The organism is Agrobacterium sp. SORGH_AS 787 (assembly GCF_030819035.1).
GTDB lineage: Bacteria > Pseudomonadota > Alphaproteobacteria > Rhizobiales > Rhizobiaceae > Agrobacterium > Agrobacterium larrymoorei_B.
The window spans coordinates 2,314,933-2,332,439 of the sequence record NZ_JAUTBG010000002.1 but is presented as its reverse complement, the minus strand read 5'-3'; the positions used below and the strand labels follow the sequence as shown (position 1 = coordinate 2,332,439).

Here is a 17,507-nt window from a genome sequence, read left to right as displayed (position 1 = left end):
AGACGCGCAGCGTTCTAAATCTCAGCGCGCCGAAGCGCCGACCAGACGCAAGCCCCGACGCTTCTTCAAGAGCTTCGCCTTCGCCGCGATCGCAGAGCGAACGGCGAAAAGAATGTCGTCGAAATGATAGGGCTTGCTGAAGAAGCGTGCGTCGGCTGGAAGATCCAGACCTTCGGATGCATGTCCCCCAGAGGTGACGACGACTGCAATGTGATGTTGCGACCGGTCCAGTATCTCGACGAGATCAAGCCCGGATAAACCGCCCGGCATGTCGATATCCGTGACCACTGCTGCGATCTGCTCATTCATCCCGAGCACACCCACGGCCTCCAGCACATTGGATGCTTCCAGAACGCGGTAGCCTTTCTCTTCCAAGGCATCCACAAGGGCAAATCGAATGATCGGTTCGTCTTCGACAACCAATACCGTCACGCCAGCTTCCTGCATACGCAATACTCCGCTTTAAGCTTGGACCGGTCAGCACGAGGCTCGACCGTTCACGTGCTGTGGCACCCGATGGGCGGCGGTGGCTTCGACGTCCGCCATCCCATCTTTCCAACAGAACGCGCAATTCGGCGACATTGATGAGAGCATGCGGGACAAAATTGAAAACAATATTAATAAAATGCAAAATATCTCGAAATGCCATGTCGCAATTCAGATATTGGCATTTGTCAACCCGCGCTCACAGATTGTTTTTTTGACGTGGGAGAACCCACGTCGTATTTGTCCATTAGACCGTCGCATTCAGAACATACTGATGATAGTTTCCACGCAAGAAATTGATTTTCCGCAAAATGGAGCATGGTCACCGTGAGCAAAACTCCCAAGAAGCGTTCGATAGTATTTTTTATGGTTCCTCAGTTCACGATGCTGCCCTTTACAGCGGCCGTGGAAACATTGCGTATCGCCAATCGTATGCTTGGCTATGACGCTTATGAATGGCGTCTTGCCTCCATCGACGGGATGAAAGTCACCTCCTCAAGCGGCATCGCGCTTGAAGCAAATACTTCTCTTGCGGAAGAGCGCAAATGTATTGGCGGCGAGAACCGACCGAGCATGGTGCTGGTCTGTTCCGGGATCGACATCGATCAATATGTGAACAAGTCGGTCAATGCCTGGCTGCGAGAGGTCAACAATCGCGGCATTGCGGTCGGTAGTCTCTGTACGGGCGCACACGTGCTTGCCCAGGCGGGACTGCTGAATGGCAAGCGCTGTGCGATCCACTGGGAAAATCTTCCAGGCTTTTCCGAGGCTTTTCCGCAAGTGGAAGTCTATGCCGATCTCTATGAGGTGGATGGCAACATCTACACCTGCGCGGGCGGAACGGCCTCGCTTGACATGATGCTGAACCTGATCGGTCAGGATTTCGGCGAAAACCTCGTGAACCGGGTCTGCGAGCAGCAGCTGACGGACCGTGTCCGCAATCCGCACGATCGTCAGCGCCTGCCGCTTCGTGCCCGTCTTGGCGTGCAGAACGACAAGGTTCTGTCGATCATCGAGTTGATGGAAAGCAATCTTTCAGAGCCGCTCTCGCTTCTCGACATTGCCGAGGGCGCGGACCTGTCTCGCCGACAGGTCGAGCGACTGTTCCGTCAGGAGATGGGCCGTTCGCCTGCACGCTACTATCTCGAGATCAGGCTTGATCGGGCACGTCACCTTCTGGTGCAGTCGGCCATGCCGGTGGTGGAAGTCGCAGTTGCCTGTGGCTTCGTCTCTGCCTCGCACTTCTCCAAGTGTTATCGCGAAATCTACAACCGCACGCCGCAACAGGAGCGTGCGGAACGCAAGCTCGTGATCAGTGCATCGAGAATGCTGGCTGCCAGCAGCCAAGGCAAGGCTGCGCATTAAGCGCGGCCAGCGTCCAAGATACCCGGCGATTTCCTAATCGTCAGAGCGAAGCTTTTCCGTTGCGAAAATCGATCTCGAGTTTCGCAACGGCCTATGCTGCATCGAGCTTAGCACGGCGGATTGCGCCTCTCTGCAGCCGATTTGCTCCGATCCATTTCTATATACAGACTTGTTGGAAGCGTAGATTTTCCCTTCCGTCCAGCGGCTTTTGCGATTGCCGTTCACCGTTTGCCGCAGGTCCTTCAGACAGAATAGTAGCTCGCTCTGTTTTGCCTGCTTTTCGACCGCGCCCTTATCCTTTCTCCCAGTTTCACCAGTTCGGGACATCCAGGAAGCTCTTCCGAAGAAGAGCGTGGGCAGAAATAAGTGTTGCGCGCTGCCTGTGTTTTCCCGACCCATATTTCAGAACTTAATAATGTGTAAAACTCCACAAAAGGAGCGTTGACAGTTCGTTTAACTATGTTAGTTTTTTTGTGCGATAAAACATAAATAAAGTTTAATCAAACATTCGCATGTAGGTTCATGTAACCTCCTTAGGAGAACGAAATGAGGAAATCTCTTATTCTGGCCGGGTTTCTCGGCCTGTCCCTCTGTGCCTTTTCCGCACAGGCCGATGAAAAGCCGCTCTTCATCACTGTTGTGAAATCTACTGGATTCAACTGGTTCAAGCGGATGGAAGTCGGCGTTAAGGAGTTCGGCAAAGAGAACAATGTCAACGCTGTGCAGGTCGGACCATCGAAGGCCGATAGTGCCATGCAGCTTCAAAGCCTTGAGGATGCCATCTCCCAGAAACCGAAGGCGTTGATGGTCGTTCCGCTCGAGGCGCAGTCGCTCGAAGCAGCTCTTGGTAAAGCCAAGGAACGCGGCATGATCGTCGTGACCCATGAGTCCGCTGACATCAAGAATGCCGATTACGATCTTGAGGCATTCGACAACGCCGCTTATGGCCGTCATTTGATGGAAGAAATGGCCAAACGCATGAATTATGAAGGCCAGTATGCCGTCTTCGTCGGCAGCCTGACTCAGACCACGCACAATGCCTGGGTGGATGCGGCGATCGCGCTGCAAAAGGAAAAATATCCAAAAATGGAACTCGTCGGCACCAAGAACGAGAGCCATGACGACGTCGCGAAAGCCTATCAGATCACGAAGGATCTGCTGAAAACCTATCCGAAGCTCAAGGGCATACAGGGCTCGGACGCTCTCGATGTCGTTGGCGCAGGTCAGGCGGTCGAGGAAGCGGGGCTTGGCGGTAAGCTCTCCATCGTCGGCACCAGCATTCCCTCCTATGCGGGCGATCTCATCAAGGCAGGCACCGTCAGTCTTATCACCTGCTGGGACCCGGCTCTTGCCGGCGAAGCCATGAACAAGGTCGCGCTGCTTATCAGCGAAGGCAAGAAGATCACCAACGGCATGGATCTCGGCGTTCCGGGCTACGAGAAGATCACGCTGTCCGGCAAGGTCATCTACGGCTCGGCATGGCTCGACATGGACAAGTCGAACATCGACAAGTACGACTTCTGATCGTCCGGACATCATCGAGATGGCACCGTTCCTGAGCCTTCAAAAGATCAGCAAGACCTTTTCGGGCGTACATGCACTGCGCGATGTCGACTTCGACATCGAACCCGGCGAAGTCCTGTGCCTGCTCGGTGAGAACGGCTCAGGCAAGTCCACTCTGATCAAGACGCTATCGGGCATGCACAAGCCCGATAGCGGTTCGATCCTGCTGCGCGGAGAACCACAGGAAAACTGGGGTCCCGAGCAGGCGCTTTCCGCAGGGATCGAAGTGATCTACCAGGATTTTTCGCTCTTTCCGAACCTCTCCGTCATGGAGAATATCGGCCTGGCAGAAGCCGCCGGCAAGCGTCGCTGGTTCGCAAGCTGGGGTAACATGCGCCGCCGGGCGAAAGCTGCCCTCGCCCGCATTGGTACTGATATACCGCTTGATAAGCCTGCCGAAGAACTTTCGGTGGCACAGCGGCAGCTCGTCGCGATCGCCCGTGCGCTCGTCGGCAACCCCTCCCTCATCGTAATGGACGAGCCGACGTCGGCGCTGACGTTGCGCGAAATCGGGCGCCTGCTCGACATCATCGAGCAGCTCCGCGCGGATGGCGTCGCGGTGATCTTTGTCAGCCACAAGCTGGACGAGGTGCAGAGGGTGGCGCAACGCGTGATCGTCATGCGCAATGGCGAAAAGGTTCACGACGAGCGGGCGAGAGAGTTCGACCGCGCCGCACTCGTGCATCGCATGGTCGGTGTCGATATTCCGCAAGACCGCCGCGACACGAAAGCGACAGAAGGTCCCGTGGTCCTGGAGGTGTCCGGGCTCCAACGCGCCAATTACTACAGGAATATTTCTTTCTCGTTGCACGAAGGCGAGATACTCGGTCTGACCGGACAACTGGATTCCGGCCGCACTGCCTTGGCGCTTTCCCTTTACGGAATGTTGCCGCCCGACGCAGGCAGGGTCGTCCTCGATGGAAAGCCCGTCGCGGTCGATAGTATCCGCCATGCGCTGGCCAGCGGAATCGGCATGGTGCCGGAAGACCGTCTGACGGAGGGGCTTTTTCTCTCCCGTTCGGTGGGCACCAATCTCGCCGCCGGCAGTCTCTCCTCTCTCTCCGGTGCTTTCGGCATCATCGATGAGGATCGCGTAGACAGCTTCGGGAGAGACTGGATCAACCGTCTTTCCATCAAGACGCCGAATGCCGACGCGATGGTGCATACCTTGTCCGGCGGCAACCAACAACGCGTGGTTCTCGGCAAGGTGCTTGCCCGCAAGCCACGGGTCGTCGTGCTCAACGGACCAACAGTTGGCGTCGATGTCGGCTCGAAAGAGGAAATCCACAGTATCATCGAAGCGATGAGCGCCGAAGGTGCGGGGGTCATCGTGGTCTCCGACGACACCGACGAAATCATCAGGCTTTGCGACCGCCTGCTTGTCATGAGCGAAGGTGAGATCGTGGAAACCATCGCAGGCGCAGAGCTCGATGCCACGCGACTATCAACTCTTGGAAAGGAGGTCTAAGCCATGGCGATCAAAGAGACATCACCATCTGCCACCCGGCACGGCTGGCCGACCATATCGCTCGACAACAGGGCGATCGCCTTTCTCATGTTGATCCTGCTGTGCATCGTTACAGCGGCGATCAATCCGGCCTTTCTCTCGGTCTCCACCCTGTTCGATACGTTGCGCAACCTCACAGTGATCGGGATCTTCGGAATGGCGGCCCTGATCGTGATGCTGACTGGAGGTATCGACGTCTCCTTCCCCGCGATCGGTGCGGTAACGGCCTATGCCACGATCAAGTATTTCGTCGACAACAGCATCGATGCACCGCTGATCGCGATCTATGGCGTGGCGATGCTGCTCGGCGGTTCCATAGGTTTGATCAACGGCCTCTTCGTCGCGCTGCTGCGTCTTCCCGCACTGATCGTCACGCTCGGCATGTCCAGCCTTCTCTATGGCTTTTCGCTGTTCTTCCTTGGCTCGCAAAATATCTTTCGCGTGCCAGCCAGTCTCTCCTCCTTTTCCCGTACAGCGCTGATGACGTGGGAGGATGTTTCCGGGCGGACCTTATCGCTGCATCCTGCCGTTTTGATTTTCGTTGGCGTCTGTGTGCTGGTTGGCCTCATGCTGCACTACACGATCATTGGACGCGGTCTCTATGCGCTGGGAGGTAACCGGGAGTCGGCGCGGCGCATCGGTTTGCCGGTGAAAACCATCGAGATTTTCGCCTTCGTGGCAGCCGGGGTCCTGGCGGCGATGGCTGGCATGACCCAGTCCATGTTTTTCCGCAATGCCAATCCTGGCGCCTTTTCCGGCATGGAACTCGATGTCATTGCCGCAATCGTCCTCGGAGGCGCGTCCGTCACCGGTGGTCGTGGCAGCGTTGCAGGCGCAGTCATCGGCCTCACCTTCGTGGTGCTGTTAACCTCGAGCCTCGTTTTGATCGGCATTCCGGCGGCTTGGCAGAAGGTCTTCGTCGGCGCGGCGCTCCTTTTGGGCGTCGGTGTCGCAGGTCTGCGTGCGACCCGCGCACAAGCCTTTGCACCCATCCCCTTTTCCAGAATGAAAGGTTGAGCCGGTGAGGAAGCTGTTTTCGCCCATCAAAGGCCGTGACCCCTATATCGTCATTCTGGCTGTCTCGACGGTACTCGCCTTCGCAGTGATGGCCGTCACTGTGCCCGACCGCTTTCTTCATGTCGACAACTTCGCCTCCATGGCCATTCAGTTGTCGGAACTGGGTCTGTTTTCGGTTGCCATGGCACTTTCACTGATCATCGGCGGCATCGATCTCTCGGTCGTCGCAGTCGCCAATCTCGCGGCGATCGTGGCCGCGCTGGTCATGCGCTTGATTGCAGCGGACGACGCCTCGCTGGCGATGCTGATCATCGCCTTTAGCTGCGGACTGGTTTCCGCTCTTATGATCGGTGTCATCGTCGGGCTCATCAACGGCATGCTCGTCACCCGTCTCGGTGTGCCCAGCATCCTGGCAACACTGGCGACTATGACGCTGTTTACCGGCATCTCTTTCGGCATCACCGGCGGCAGCGCCATCTCTGGACTGCCTGAGGGCATTGATCAGCTGGGACGGGCAAGCATCTTCGCGATCCCGGCGCCGTTCATCGCCTTTGCCATCATCTGGTTCGCTGTCGATCTGATGCTAAGAAAGACGAGACTTGGCACGACGATGATGCTCGTCGGCGCCAGTCTCAAGGTTGCGCGTTTCTCAGGGATCGCGACAGGCCGGATTATTCTGGTTACGCATCTTCTCTGCTCGGTCATCGCCGCATTGGCGGGTTTCATCAGCCTGCTGCGCATGAATTCCGCCAATGCCGATTACGGCGGAACCTATGTTCTTCTTGCCATCCTTGTCTCGGTTCTCGGGGGCATATCCGTGGCCGGTGGCGCGGGCCGTATGATCGGCGTGCTGATCAGTCTCGTCCTGCTGCAGTTTCTATCGACCGGCTTCAACATGCTGCTGCTCTTCGTTCCGGACGGCAATTTCTTCCGTGACTTCGTGTGGGGCGTTTTGCTGCTGGCAATCATGGCTCTATCCCATCCCTTGCGCCGTGGCAAAAGCTGATAATGGTTCTTTATCAGTCAACCAGGAGCGCCAAGCCATGAACACGCCCAGCAATCGAAAAGCCCATATTCTTGAGAAGATTTCTTCGGGCCAGCCGGTCTCGGTAACCGAGATCGCATCGGACCTGAAGGTGTCGGAAATGACCATTCGCCGAGACCTCGCCGAACTTGAGAAGGAAGGCCTTCTCAAACGCGTGCATGGCGGTGCCGTCAGCACGTTCGGCCGAGGCTATGAGCCGCCCTTCATATTGCGCAACGCCCAGGCCGTGGCCGCCAAAAATGCAATCGGCGAGCTTGCCGCGAGCCTCGTATCGGAGGGCGACAGTATCGCGCTCGATGTCGGCTCCACGGCCGCGGAAGTGGCGCGACATCTGGCCGGACGGCGAGGCCTGACCATCGTGACGCCGAGCCTGCGTGTCGTGGAGCATTTTGTCAGCAACAAGGATGTCCGACTGATCGTTGCCGGAGGCATCCTTCGCTGCGGCGAAGGTTCGCTGGTCGGCGAGCTTGCCTGCCAGACCTTCCGGGATCTGTTTGTCGACAAGCTGTTCCTCGGTGTTGGCGGCATCAGCTGCGAGGCGGGCCTGACCGACTACAACTGGGACGATGCACTGGTGAAGAAAGCGATGATCAAGAGCGCCAAGGAAATCATCGTCACCGCCGACGCCAGCAAGTTCGATCGCACCGCCTTTGCCAAGATCGCCGAGATCGATGGCTTCAACACCCTCATCACCGACCGCGCTCCTCCCAAGGATATCGCCGAGATATTTGCCCGCAAGGGCATCGCGGTCCACATCGCCAACGCAAGAGCGAAACCGGAAGAACCCGATCGCGACGCACAGACAGCATAAACAGAAAAGCGAGGACTAATCCATGCAATGGCTCCAGAAGACCTTCAATGTCGAAAAGCCCATCATCGCGATGTGTCATTTCCAGGCGCTCCCGGGCGACCCAGGCTACGACGCCGTGGGCGGCATGACCAAGGTGATCGATAAGGCACTGGCCGATCTCGTCCATCTTCAGGAAGGCGGCGTGGACGCCATTATGTTCTCGAACGAATTCAGCCTTCCCTACCTCACCAAGGTCCGGCCTGAAACGACTGCAGCCATGGCGCGCATGATCGGCGAAATGATGCCTTCAATCAAAGTGCCCTTCGGTGTCAACGTTCTTTGGGACCCGATCGCATCGATCGATCTTGCCGCCGCCACCGGCGCGGTTTTCATCCGCGAGATCATGAGCGGTGTCTATGCCTCGGACTTCGGTCTCTGGAACACCAATGTCGGCGAAACAATACGCCACAAGATGCGCCTCGCTCCGGATCTGAAGATGCTCTTCAACATCGTTCCGGAAGCTGCGTCCTATCTCGGGAACCGCACGATTATCGACATTGCCCGGTCAACCGTCTTCAACAACCGCCCCGATGCACTTTGCGTCTCCGGCCTGACGGCAGGCGTGGAAACGGATACCCAGATACTCGCCAGCGTCAAAAAAGCCGTTCCAGACACCGTCGTCCTGTGCAACACAGGCTGCCGTATCGACAATGTCGAGCGGCAACTTTCGGTTTCGGATGGCGCTGTCGTCGGATCGACATTCAAGATCGATGGCGTCTTCGAGAACGCAGTCGATCCAGCGCGCGTCAAGGCATTCATGGATAAGGTCAAGTCGATCCGTAGCGTTTCACGGGCCGTGGCCTGATGACGGGAGGCAGAATGATGGCCATCGATGAAAAGAACCTTGCTCGCATCGAGGCATGGACACGCGATCTTTGCTTGATCCCAGGACTGTCGGGCTTTGAGGACCCGGTTGCGGACTATATTTCTGCAGCGCTCCCCGATACGCGTATCGAGCGCCACATCGACACCATGGGCAACCTGACGCTCACCGTCAGAGGCAGCGACGCGGAGGCACCGTCTGTGATGGTCTTCGCCCATACGGACCAGCTCGGTCTCATGGTGCGACGCATTGAAGCTGATGGCTTCGTGCGGGTCGAAAGGCTCGGCGGCGTGCCAGAACGGGTGCTGCCAGGACTGAAGATGGTCATCATGAACCGCCAGGGAAAGCAAATTCCTTGCGTCATAGCCGTCAAGGCTCATCACGCCACACCCCAGGACGAGAAGAGCCAGGTGCTCGGCTATGAGAAGCTGTTTCTCGATCTGGGCGTCTCCTCGGCGGAAGAGGTGCGCGCGCTTGGAGTCGATATCGGTGCGCCGGTCACCTATACCCCGTCTTTCGACCGGCTCGCCGGCACGCGGATTAGCGGCACGGCGATCGATGATCGTGCTGGCTGCGCCGTCCTGATGGATCTTGTCCAGCGCGTGGTCGACAAACCGGTACCGGCAACGCTGCATGCCGTCTTCTCCGTCCAGGAAGAGTTCAACCTGCGCGGCGCGATGCTGGCGGCGGAACGGTTGAAGCCTGATGCGGCTGTCTCCATCGATCTGATGGTAGCGGCTGATACGCCGGATCTTCCACATCGCGGCGAGCTGAAACTCGGCGGTGGTCCGGCGCTTGGTCTCTACAGCTTCCATGGCCGCGGAACGTTGAACGGAACGCTAGCCCATCCGGCTCTTCTCAATCATTTCGAGGCGACAGCGGAGGCTTTGTCCATGCCGCTCCAGCGCAGCGCACATACGGGCCTCTTGACGGACTCCTCCTATGTCCAGCTGGTTGGCGAAGGTATCCCATCAATGGATATCGGTTATCCGGCACGCTACACCCACACACCCATCGAAACCTGCGACCTGACCGATCTCGAACAGATCGCGGCCCTGCTCGAAGCGTCTCTGGCAGGAATGGCCAAAGGCTTCTCCTTCGCGCGCCGGAGATATGCATGCGCTATCTCCTAGGGGTCGATATCGGGAGCTTTTCCTCCAAGGGCATCCTGCTTGACGAGGAGGGCAAGATCATCGCCATGGCGCAACGCAAACATGAAATGCGCGTGCCGGCGCCAGGCAGGGCAGAGCATGATGCGATCGAAGACTGGTGGGATGGTTTCAAAATCCTGACACGCCAGTTGCTGGCGGAAAGCAATATCGACCCGGTCGATATTGCCGCCGTCGGATGCAGTGGCATCGGGCCTTGCGCCTTGCCGGTGACGGAGGATGGCGTGCCGTTGCGTCCAGCGATCCTGTACGGCGTCGATATCCGCGCCGAAAAAGAAATCGATGAACTCAACACAGAACTCGGTGCCGAGGCGGTCCTTGCGCGCACCGGGAATCCGCTGACGACACAGTCCGTCGGCCCGAAAATACGCTGGTTGCAGAAACACGAACCGGAGGTTTACGCCCGCACCGAGCGGATCGTCGGTTGCCCGACATTCCTCGTCCATCGGCTGACGGGCCGGTGGGTTGTGGATCACTACGGTGCCTCCTGTTACACGCCGTTCTACGATCTTGCCGCCAGAACATGGCACGTCGATACTGTAGAACGCGTCTGCCCTATCGACTGGCTGCCGGATATTGCATGGACAACGGATATCGTCGGCCATGTCAGCGCGGAGGCCGCGCGTGAAACCGGCCTTGCGCCGAATACGCCCGTCATTGCAGGCACCATCGACGCGGCAAGCGAAGCGGTCAGCGTGGGTGTACGACAGCCTGGCGATCTGATGATCATGTATGGGACGACCGCCTTTTTCATTCAGGTCAACGCGAAACTGGTGACGGATTCCCGCTTCTGGGCCGCTCCCTTCCTTTTCGAAAACACCTGGAGCGTGATGGGTGGACTGGCGACCGGGGGTGGCCTGACCCAATGGTTTCGCAAGGAGTTGACCGGGCTCGAAGACAGCGATCGGGCTTTCGAAATCCTGGCACAGGACGCTGCTGCCAGCCCGCCGGGCGCCAATGGTATATTGACCCTTCCCTATTTTAGCGGCGAAAGAACGCCGATCAACGATCCGCGTGCAAAAGGGCTCATCTTCGGGTTGACCCTTGCCCATAGCCGTGGCGACGTCTATCGCGGACTGATCGAAGGTATTGGCCACGCCATACGCCACAATCTCGATACCTTCGCCGAAGTCCAGCCAGCAGAGCACATCTATGCCGTGGGCGGAGGCGTCAAGAACGACGTGTGGACGCAAAGCGTCAGCGACATTGCGGGCGTGCGCCAACAGGTGCGACGTCATACTGTGGGTGCTGCACTCGGTTCAGCGTTTCTTGCGGGACTGGGTGCTGGCGTCTTCCAGCAAGACGATATCGAAAGGATCAACCCCGCCGAAGCGGAAATCGTGCCGGATATTGCCAACAGACAAGGCTACGACGCGGATCATATCGCCTTCCAGACGCTCTATCGAAACAATCGCGACCTTATGCAGCGATCTTGATGCTATTTGGTAAGGAGACCCTGAACAGAACATCTCCTGCATGACAAAGGCCCGCTGCTGCAGCGGACCTTTGAGCTTTGACAAGCATATTCAGACGTGACCAAGACGGTCTATCTGCTTACTTTCCGAAAATATCCAGACCGCTGCCCCAAGGACCATGCGGCTTGTCAACACCGTCGGTGCGCTCAAAGCCATGGGCACCGAAGAAGTCGCGCTGGGCCTGGATGAGGTTGGCCGTGCCGCGACCGCGACGATAGGCGTCGAAGTAGCCGAGCGCGGAAGCGAGAGCCGGAACCGGCAGGCCGGACAGGATGGCGTGCGAGACGACATGGCGCAGCGGTGCGTCGGTGTCCTGAACCATCTTGGCGAAGGCTGGTGTGACGATCAGGTTCGCGACATGCGGATCCTTGGTGAAGGCGGAGGTGATCTCATCCAGGAACTGCGAGCGGATGATGCACCCAGCGCGCCAAATGCGGGCGATGGTGGGCATTGGCAGATCCCAGTTGAACTCCTTCGAAGCAGCAGCCATGACGGCAAAGCCCTGTGCATAGGCGCCAATCTTGGCGGCAAGCAACGCGTTTTCCAGATCGTCGATAAAGGCCTGCTTGTCTGCGGGCACGGCCAGCGCCTTCGGAACGCCGAAGATCTTCTCGGCGGCTTCGCGCTCATCCTTCTGGGAGGAGAGAATGCGGGCTGCGACGGCGGCTTCAATCGCCGTTGCGGCCACACCCATGTTCTGAGCCTCGATGACGGACCACTTGCCGGTACCCTTCTGCCCTGCCTTGTCGAGGATCAAATCCACCATCGGCTTACCGGTGATCGGATCGGCAGCACGCAGCACCTTCTCGGTGATCTCGATCAGGTAGGAGTTCAGGCGGCCCTTGTTCCACTTGCCGAAGACATCGGCAATTTCGCCTGCGCTAAGCTTCAGGCCATCGCGCAGGATACCGTAGATTTCAGCGATCATCTGCATGTCGGCATATTCGATGCCGTTATGGATCGTCTTGACGAAGTGACCCGCGCCATCATTGCCGAGCCAAGCGACGCACGGATCGTTATCGTATTTCGCTGAGATCGAGGTCAGTACCTTCTCGACGCGCTTCCAGCTCTCTTCCGTACCACCGACCATGATGGACGGGCCGTGGCGGGCGCCCTCTTCACCGCCGGAAACGCCCATGCCGATAAAGGTCAGGCCGCTGTCTTTCAGATTGTCGAATCGGCGGATCGTATCGCGGAAGTTGGCATTGCCCGCATCGATCATGATGTCGCCATTTTCGAGATAAGGCTTCAGAATTTCCATCTGCTGATCCACAGGATCGCCGGCCTTGATCATGATAATGATCGGGCGCGGCGGGCGAATGGCGGCAACGAAGTCTTCAATGGTTTCACAAGGAATGATCTGTCCCTGCAATTCGCCAGCCTCGGCATAAAACTTCTTCGTTGCTTCCGGGGTTCGGTTGAAAACGGCAATCTTGTTGCCTTTTTCCGCGATGTTGAGCGCCAGGTTCGAGCCCATGACGCCAAGACCGATCAAACCGATTTCTGCCTGTTCCACGGATGTGTCTCCATTTTGCATTTGATGGCGCCTGTTTTGGCACTCTAACCTTCAAACGGCAAGGCGAGACCCTATTGAATCGGTTAAATTTTGATGACAGCGCTCAGCTTTGGTGCCGCTATCGATGATCCCTCAAGCGGCTGGTTTGTCGTCCCCGTCCTCCAGCGCCCGCCAGGCGGAGCCATCCATATCCTCATATTGCCCGCTCTTCAGCGACCAGAGGAAGGCAAAGAGACCGAGCCCACCGAGAAGCAGCGCGACGGGTATGAGGAATACCAGCATGTTCATGCGATCTGCGCTCCATTTCCCATCTGAAGAGCGGTATCGCCTTGCTTGCGCTTGCCTGTGGCTCGCTTCTCGAAGCCGTTGAGGCGAAGCGCATTGGTGACCACGATGATCGAAGAGGTCGACATGGCAATGGCCGCGATCATGGGCGTGGCGAGACCTGCAAGTGCTACAGGGACGGCGATGATGTTGTAGCCGATCGCCAGCGCAAAGTTCTGGCGGATGAGCCGCCCTGCCCGGCGCGAAATGTCGACAGAGAAAGAGACGGACCTCAAGTCTTCCCGCAGGAAAACAAAGTCTGCGGCCTGACGCCCAATATCGGCTGCTGATGCCGGAGCGATCGACACATGCGCTGCGGCGAGTGCCGGGGCATCATTGATCCCGTCGCCCACCATCAAGACCTTTCGACCGCTGGTCGCCAACTCTTCGCAGCGGCGCGCCTTATCCGCCGGGGTTAAGCTACCATTCCAGCGCAAGAGACCAAGCTTGCCTGCCAGCGCCTTCACCGCGGATGGCCTGTCTCCGGAAACGATTTCCGTCTCGAACCCGAAGCGTTGCAAAGTCTCGATCGCCTCGAAGGTGCCCGGCCTCACCCGGTCCTCGAAGCGGAAGCAGGAAACCTCCTCTCCGTTCAGTGACAAGATTACTTCTGACGCGGAGCCCCCATCGCTCTGCTGTCCTTCTGAGGGGCAGCAAAAGCGTCGATTGCCGAGCCGATAGACGCCGTTTCCGGTTTTCGCTTCGACCCCACATCCCGGGATTTCGCTGACGTTGTCGAAGACAGGAAGCGCACCACGGACGGAGCCGTAGAGCGCCTGGGACAGAGGATGACGAGAATTGGCGGGCAAGGCCAGCAGCGAGGTGCAAGGCATCGTCCGGCACATCCGCCCTATTGAGCAGTTGGGGCTGACCGAGCGTCAGCGTGCCGGTCTTGTCGAAGAGCACGGTGTCAGCCTCGGCGAGCCGCTCCATGGCGGAGCCATCCTTGACCATGACGCCGTTCTTAAAGAGCTCGCCCGCGGCGACGACCTGGACGACAGGAACAGCAAGGCCAAGGGCACAGGGGCAGGTGATGATAAGAACGGCAATGGCGATCAGCATCGCCTGTTTCCAGTCTCCGCCAAACACGCCCCAGGCAATGAAGGACACAAGCGCTAGAATGTGAACCACAGGGGAATAGTATTGCGCCGCGCGATCTGCCAGGCGGCGATAACGCGCCCTGCCCCCTTCAGCTGCTTCCATCAGGCCGATGATCTCCGCCAGAAAGGAATTGCGGGCGAGCGCCGTTGCTTTGAGAGTTAGCGGACCAGTGAGGTTCAAGGTCCCCGCCTGAACGCTGTCACCCGGCTGAACGATTCTGGCGGCGCTTTCACCGTTGACGATAGACATGTCCAGATCGCTGGAGCCGGTTATGATCACGCCATCCACCGGCACCCTCTCGCCTGCTGCAATAAGGACGACGTCACCTGGAGCCAGTTCGGCAATTGCGCGGTACTCGCGCTGTCCATCGGCAAGCAGGACCATGGCACCATGCGGTGACAATCTTGCTAGACCGGCAACAGCCGAGCGCGCGCGGTCGCGCATGACGTGATCAAGTGTGCGACCGATCAGCAGGAAGAAGAGCAGTGAGACGGTCGCATCGAACCATGCATGGCTTCCGCTATGCATGGTTTCCCAGAGCGAAACGGCGTAGGAAAGCGTGATCGCCAAAGCGATCGGCACATCCATATTGGTGCGGCCATGCTTCAGGGCGTTATAGGCAGACCGATAGAAGAACCGCCCTCCATAGACCAGCGCCGGAGCTGCGATCAGGGCAGATATCCAGTGGAACATGTCGCGTGTGGAGGCATCCGCCCCGGACCACACCGATATGGATAGCAGCATGATGTTTGCGGCTGCAAACCCCGTCAGACCGACTGCCCGGATCAACTGATTCCTGAGGTCGTCGGAAGCTTCTTCGGCGCTGGTAAAAAGATGGGTTTCGTAACCCGTCGAGGCGACTGCCCTGGCAAGGATGCCCGGATCGGTGCGAACGCCCGCCACCTGCTCGCGCCAGACGATGGAGACTCGTTTCGAGGAGAGGTTGACACGAGCGCGCGCCACCTCGGGTAATTTCTTCAAACAGGTTTCGATCGTGGTGATGCAGGTGCCGCAATAGACGCCGGGCACCGACAAATCGATCTGTCGCAGGCCCTGCCCAATATCACGACTGGCGAGCGCCATTTCGTCCGACGATGGCAAGGCCTTCCTTATTCCCACTTGGTCGAGAGCACCTTCGGTGCCAGGCGCGCAACAACTCATCTGACATCTCCGGCAATATCGATGCGGGTGCCTTCATGAACGATGATCTTGCCGTCCTTCACGGCAACAGCCTCGACGATCCAGTCTCCTGGCGCGAGCTGGTGATGGGCTGCAAAGCCATTCGCCGATTGTTTGTCCAGAACCAGAGAGAAATCCTGTTTCTCCCCAACCGGGCGGCGAAAATTGAGCGTCACGGCGTCGGTCTCGACAGGCCCCTGGATGGGGTGGGTCACCTCGTAAGCGATGGTATCGCCATCGAGTTTGAGCTTGCCGACGATGCCGCTTGCAGCCCGGGCCTTGGCGGCTTCCGCCTTGCCGTTGAACTGCTGGCTGGCAACATAGGTGTTTTGCACCACAAGCCCGCTCCAACTCGAAACCGCATTCCACGCCATGGTGACATTTATCGCAATCACGGTGCCGAAGAACAGCACCATGATGGTGAGCATGTGCCAGCCGGTGAAGACAAAGCCTGGCTTTTCCTGTCGCTCGATCGTCATTTCTTTGCTCCCGGCCCATTGAAGACGGCCTTGTAGTGTGCGGTCTCTGAGTTTTCAGCGTCCGACGCGAGGAAGGTGAAATCGCTTGCTGTTTTGGCGGCACCGGCGGGCGTGGTGACGAAGAGCTTGAGGCTTGTGACTTCGTCGGGCTTGACCTTGATGTCGAAGCTTCGCGCAGGCTGATCGACCAGACCATTGATCTTCATCACGGCGCCTGGCAACCCTTCCAGCGACAAGGTGATGGTGCGCGGCTGCGCGATCATGTTGAGAAGCCGGACGGTATATCCGTTGCGGATCGAGCCATCCGATTCCAGCACATATTGCGGATTGCGATCGTGAATGACGTTGACCGCAAGGCGCTCCCGGGTGGCCAGCGTCACCAGCATGACGACACCGACAAGGCACCAGACTGTCATGTAAAAGATCGTGCGTGGACGCAAAATGATCCGCCAGTTGAAATGGCGTATGGCATTGACGAAGCGGCCATCTGGATTGCGGACCGCACTCGGCTGAATGTCATGCGCGCCATTGCCGGTCGCTAGCGCCATGTTTGCATCGTATTCCTGAAGCGTGGCATAGGCGATCAGGCCGTGCGGCTTCCCGAGCTTGTCCATGACGCCATCGCAGGCATCGATGCAGAGTGCGCAGGTGATGCATTCCATCTGCTGCCCGTCGCGAATATCGATGCCCATGGGACAGACGGCAACACAGGCATTGCAATCCACGCAGTCACCCACCGGCGCGCCGGCGGCGACCGCTTTTTTGGCGTGACGCGCGCGGGGTTCGCCGCGCCAGTCGTTATAGGTCACAACAAGCGAATGCTCGTCCAGCATAGCGCCCTGGATGCGGGGCCACGGGCACATATAGGTGCAGACCTGCTCACGCATCAGCCCGCCAAGCACATAGGTCGTCGCCGTCAGGATCGCCACGGTGTAATAGGCAACCATCGGCGCCCCTCCCGTAACGAACTGCTTCAGCAGCGTCGGAGCGTCGGCGAAGTAGAATATCCAGGCACCGCCCGTCACCACACCGATCGCCAGCCAGACGAGATGCTTGGAGACGCGCTTCCGCAGCTTGTCGAAGCTCCACGGCGCGGCGTCGAGCTTCATGCGCGCGTTTCGGTCGCCTTCAATCGCGCGCTCGACCACAAGGAAGAGATCGACCCACACCGTTTGAGGACAGGTGTAGCCGCACCAGGCACGGCCGATGGCCGAGGTGATGAGGAAGAGGCCAAAACCTGCCATGACCAGAAGCCCGGCAACGTAGTAGAATTCCTGCGGCCATATCTCGATGAAGAAGAAGTAGAAACGCCTGCTGGCGATATCGATGAGCACCGCCTGATCGGGCGCATAGGGACCACGGTCCCAGCGGATCCACGGCGTCAGATAGTAGATGCCGAGCGTGATCAGCATCACGATCCATTTGAAACGACGAAAGCGACCCTCCGCCCGCTTGGGGAAAATCTTCTTGCGCGCCTCGTAAAGCGGCGTCCTGTTCTTAGCAGAATTGACCGGTTCGGCATTCAATCTTTCGACAGACTCAAGGCCACTGCCGGGGTCGCGGGCGGTATAAAGGTTCATGATCGCAAGGTCCGTTTCTGTCCTTGCG

14 protein-coding genes and 1 pseudogene are annotated in these 17,507 nt (G+C 58.3%); 9 read left to right on the top strand and 6 right to left on the bottom strand.

Translation table 11 applies throughout. The features are described from left to right. Nucleotides 1–21 precede the first annotated feature (21 nt). Entirely contained in the window at nucleotides 22–432 is a 411-nt protein-coding gene (locus tag QE435_RS20575) for a response regulator (RefSeq protein ID WP_306932734.1), read from the bottom strand. A gap of 381 nt (nucleotides 433–813) precedes the next feature. On the opposite strand from QE435_RS20575, the gene QE435_RS20570 reads away from it, so the two are divergent. The 9 genes from QE435_RS20570 (at nucleotide 814) to QE435_RS20530 (ending at nucleotide 11,261) form a co-directional block, all read left to right on the top strand. Continuing rightward, nucleotides 814–1,851 (top strand): GlxA family transcriptional regulator, encoded by a 1,038-nt coding sequence (locus tag QE435_RS20570; protein ID WP_349042499.1) that lies wholly within the window; start codon nucleotides 814–816, stop codon nucleotides 1,849–1,851. 546 nt (nucleotides 1,852–2,397) lie between these two features. Further along, nucleotides 2,398–3,375, top strand: coding sequence for an autoinducer 2 ABC transporter substrate-binding protein (locus QE435_RS20565; protein WP_349042498.1), 978 nt, complete (start codon nucleotides 2,398–2,400; stop codon nucleotides 3,373–3,375). A 19-nt stretch (nucleotides 3,376–3,394) separates the two neighbouring features. Continuing rightward, nucleotides 3,395–4,882: a sugar ABC transporter ATP-binding protein gene (locus QE435_RS20560; RefSeq protein ID WP_349042497.1), complete on the top strand. Its 1,488-nt coding sequence runs from the start codon at nucleotides 3,395–3,397 to the stop codon at nucleotides 4,880–4,882. A gap of 3 nt (nucleotides 4,883–4,885) precedes the next feature. Next, nucleotides 4,886–5,938, top strand: coding sequence for an ABC transporter permease (locus QE435_RS20555; RefSeq protein ID WP_349042496.1), 1,053 nt, complete (start codon nucleotides 4,886–4,888; stop codon nucleotides 5,936–5,938). Between the two features lie 4 nt (nucleotides 5,939–5,942). Next, nucleotides 5,943–6,944 (top strand): ABC transporter permease, encoded by a 1,002-nt coding sequence (locus QE435_RS20550; protein WP_349042495.1) that lies wholly within the window; start codon nucleotides 5,943–5,945, stop codon nucleotides 6,942–6,944. Nucleotides 6,945–6,981: 37 nt separating this feature from the next. Next, complete coding sequence (locus QE435_RS20545; RefSeq protein WP_309771002.1) at nucleotides 6,982–7,794, top strand: DeoR/GlpR family DNA-binding transcription regulator; 813 nt, start codon at nucleotides 6,982–6,984, stop codon at nucleotides 7,792–7,794. A gap of 22 nt (nucleotides 7,795–7,816) precedes the next feature. Further along, the gene (locus tag QE435_RS20540; RefSeq protein WP_309771001.1) at nucleotides 7,817–8,638 is read left to right on the top strand and encodes a BtpA/SgcQ family protein; all 822 of its coding nucleotides are present in this window, start codon (nucleotides 7,817–7,819) and stop codon (nucleotides 8,636–8,638) included. A 14-nt stretch (nucleotides 8,639–8,652) separates the two neighbouring features. Further along, complete coding sequence (locus QE435_RS20535) at nucleotides 8,653–9,789, top strand: M20/M25/M40 family metallo-hydrolase (protein WP_349042494.1); 1,137 nt, start codon at nucleotides 8,653–8,655, stop codon at nucleotides 9,787–9,789. Further along, on the top strand, nucleotides 9,774–11,261 hold the full coding sequence (locus tag QE435_RS20530) for an FGGY-family carbohydrate kinase (protein ID WP_349042493.1): 1,488 nt from the start codon (nucleotides 9,774–9,776) through the stop codon (nucleotides 11,259–11,261). Before QE435_RS20535 ends, QE435_RS20530 begins: the two co-directional genes overlap by 16 nt. A 118-nt stretch (nucleotides 11,262–11,379) precedes the next feature. Here QE435_RS20530 and gndA read toward each other — a convergent pair whose 3' ends face one another. From gndA to ccoG, 5 genes and pseudogenes are all read right to left on the bottom strand, one after another. Beyond that, complete coding sequence (gene gndA / locus QE435_RS20525) at nucleotides 11,380–12,816, bottom strand: NADP-dependent phosphogluconate dehydrogenase (RefSeq protein ID WP_306932716.1); 1,437 nt, start codon at nucleotides 12,814–12,816, stop codon at nucleotides 11,380–11,382. Nucleotides 12,817–12,948: 132 nt separating this feature from the next. Then, nucleotides 12,949–13,104, bottom strand: coding sequence for a cbb3-type cytochrome oxidase assembly protein CcoS (gene ccoS, locus QE435_RS20520; RefSeq protein ID WP_306932714.1), 156 nt, complete (start codon nucleotides 13,102–13,104; stop codon nucleotides 12,949–12,951). Beyond that, a pseudogene (locus tag QE435_RS20515) lies at nucleotides 13,101–15,402 on the bottom strand (cation-translocating P-type ATPase). The gene ccoS and the pseudogene QE435_RS20515 overlap by 4 nt, the downstream one beginning before the upstream one ends. Beyond that, nucleotides 15,399–15,899 (bottom strand): FixH family protein, encoded by a 501-nt coding sequence (locus QE435_RS20510; protein WP_349042492.1) that lies wholly within the window; start codon nucleotides 15,897–15,899, stop codon nucleotides 15,399–15,401. Before QE435_RS20510 ends, QE435_RS20515 begins: the two are co-directional and overlap by 4 nt. Further along, nucleotides 15,896–17,479, bottom strand: coding sequence for a cytochrome c oxidase accessory protein CcoG (gene ccoG / locus QE435_RS20505; protein ID WP_349042491.1), 1,584 nt, complete (start codon nucleotides 17,477–17,479; stop codon nucleotides 15,896–15,898). Before ccoG ends, QE435_RS20510 begins: the two co-directional genes overlap by 4 nt. Nucleotides 17,480–17,507: the final 28 nt, after the last annotated feature.

What these genes read in the sequence shown, in the direction of transcription:
- QE435_RS20565 (WP_349042498.1), top strand. Translation starts at nt 2,398, where the DNA reads ATGAGGAAATCTCTTATTCTGGCCGGGTTTCTCGGCCTGTCCCTCTGT.
- QE435_RS20510 (WP_349042492.1), bottom strand. Translation starts at nt 15,899, where the DNA reads ATGACGATCGAGCGACAGGAAAAGCCAGGCTTTGTCTTCACCGGCTGG.
- QE435_RS20535 (WP_349042494.1), top strand. Translation starts at nt 8,653, where the DNA reads ATGATGGCCATCGATGAAAAGAACCTTGCTCGCATCGAGGCATGGACA.
- QE435_RS20545 (WP_309771002.1), top strand. Translation starts at nt 6,982, where the DNA reads ATGAACACGCCCAGCAATCGAAAAGCCCATATTCTTGAGAAGATTTCT.
- QE435_RS20530 (WP_349042493.1), top strand. Translation starts at nt 9,774, where the DNA reads ATGCGCTATCTCCTAGGGGTCGATATCGGGAGCTTTTCCTCCAAGGGC.
- QE435_RS20555 (WP_349042496.1), top strand. Translation starts at nt 4,886, where the DNA reads ATGGCGATCAAAGAGACATCACCATCTGCCACCCGGCACGGCTGGCCG.
- QE435_RS20540 (WP_309771001.1), top strand. Translation starts at nt 7,817, where the DNA reads ATGCAATGGCTCCAGAAGACCTTCAATGTCGAAAAGCCCATCATCGCG.
- ccoS (WP_306932714.1), bottom strand. Translation starts at nt 13,104, where the DNA reads ATGAACATGCTGGTATTCCTCATACCCGTCGCGCTGCTTCTCGGTGGG.
- QE435_RS20560 (WP_349042497.1), top strand. Translation starts at nt 3,395, where the DNA reads ATGGCACCGTTCCTGAGCCTTCAAAAGATCAGCAAGACCTTTTCGGGC.
- ccoG (WP_349042491.1), bottom strand. Translation starts at nt 17,479, where the DNA reads ATGAACCTTTATACCGCCCGCGACCCCGGCAGTGGCCTTGAGTCTGTC.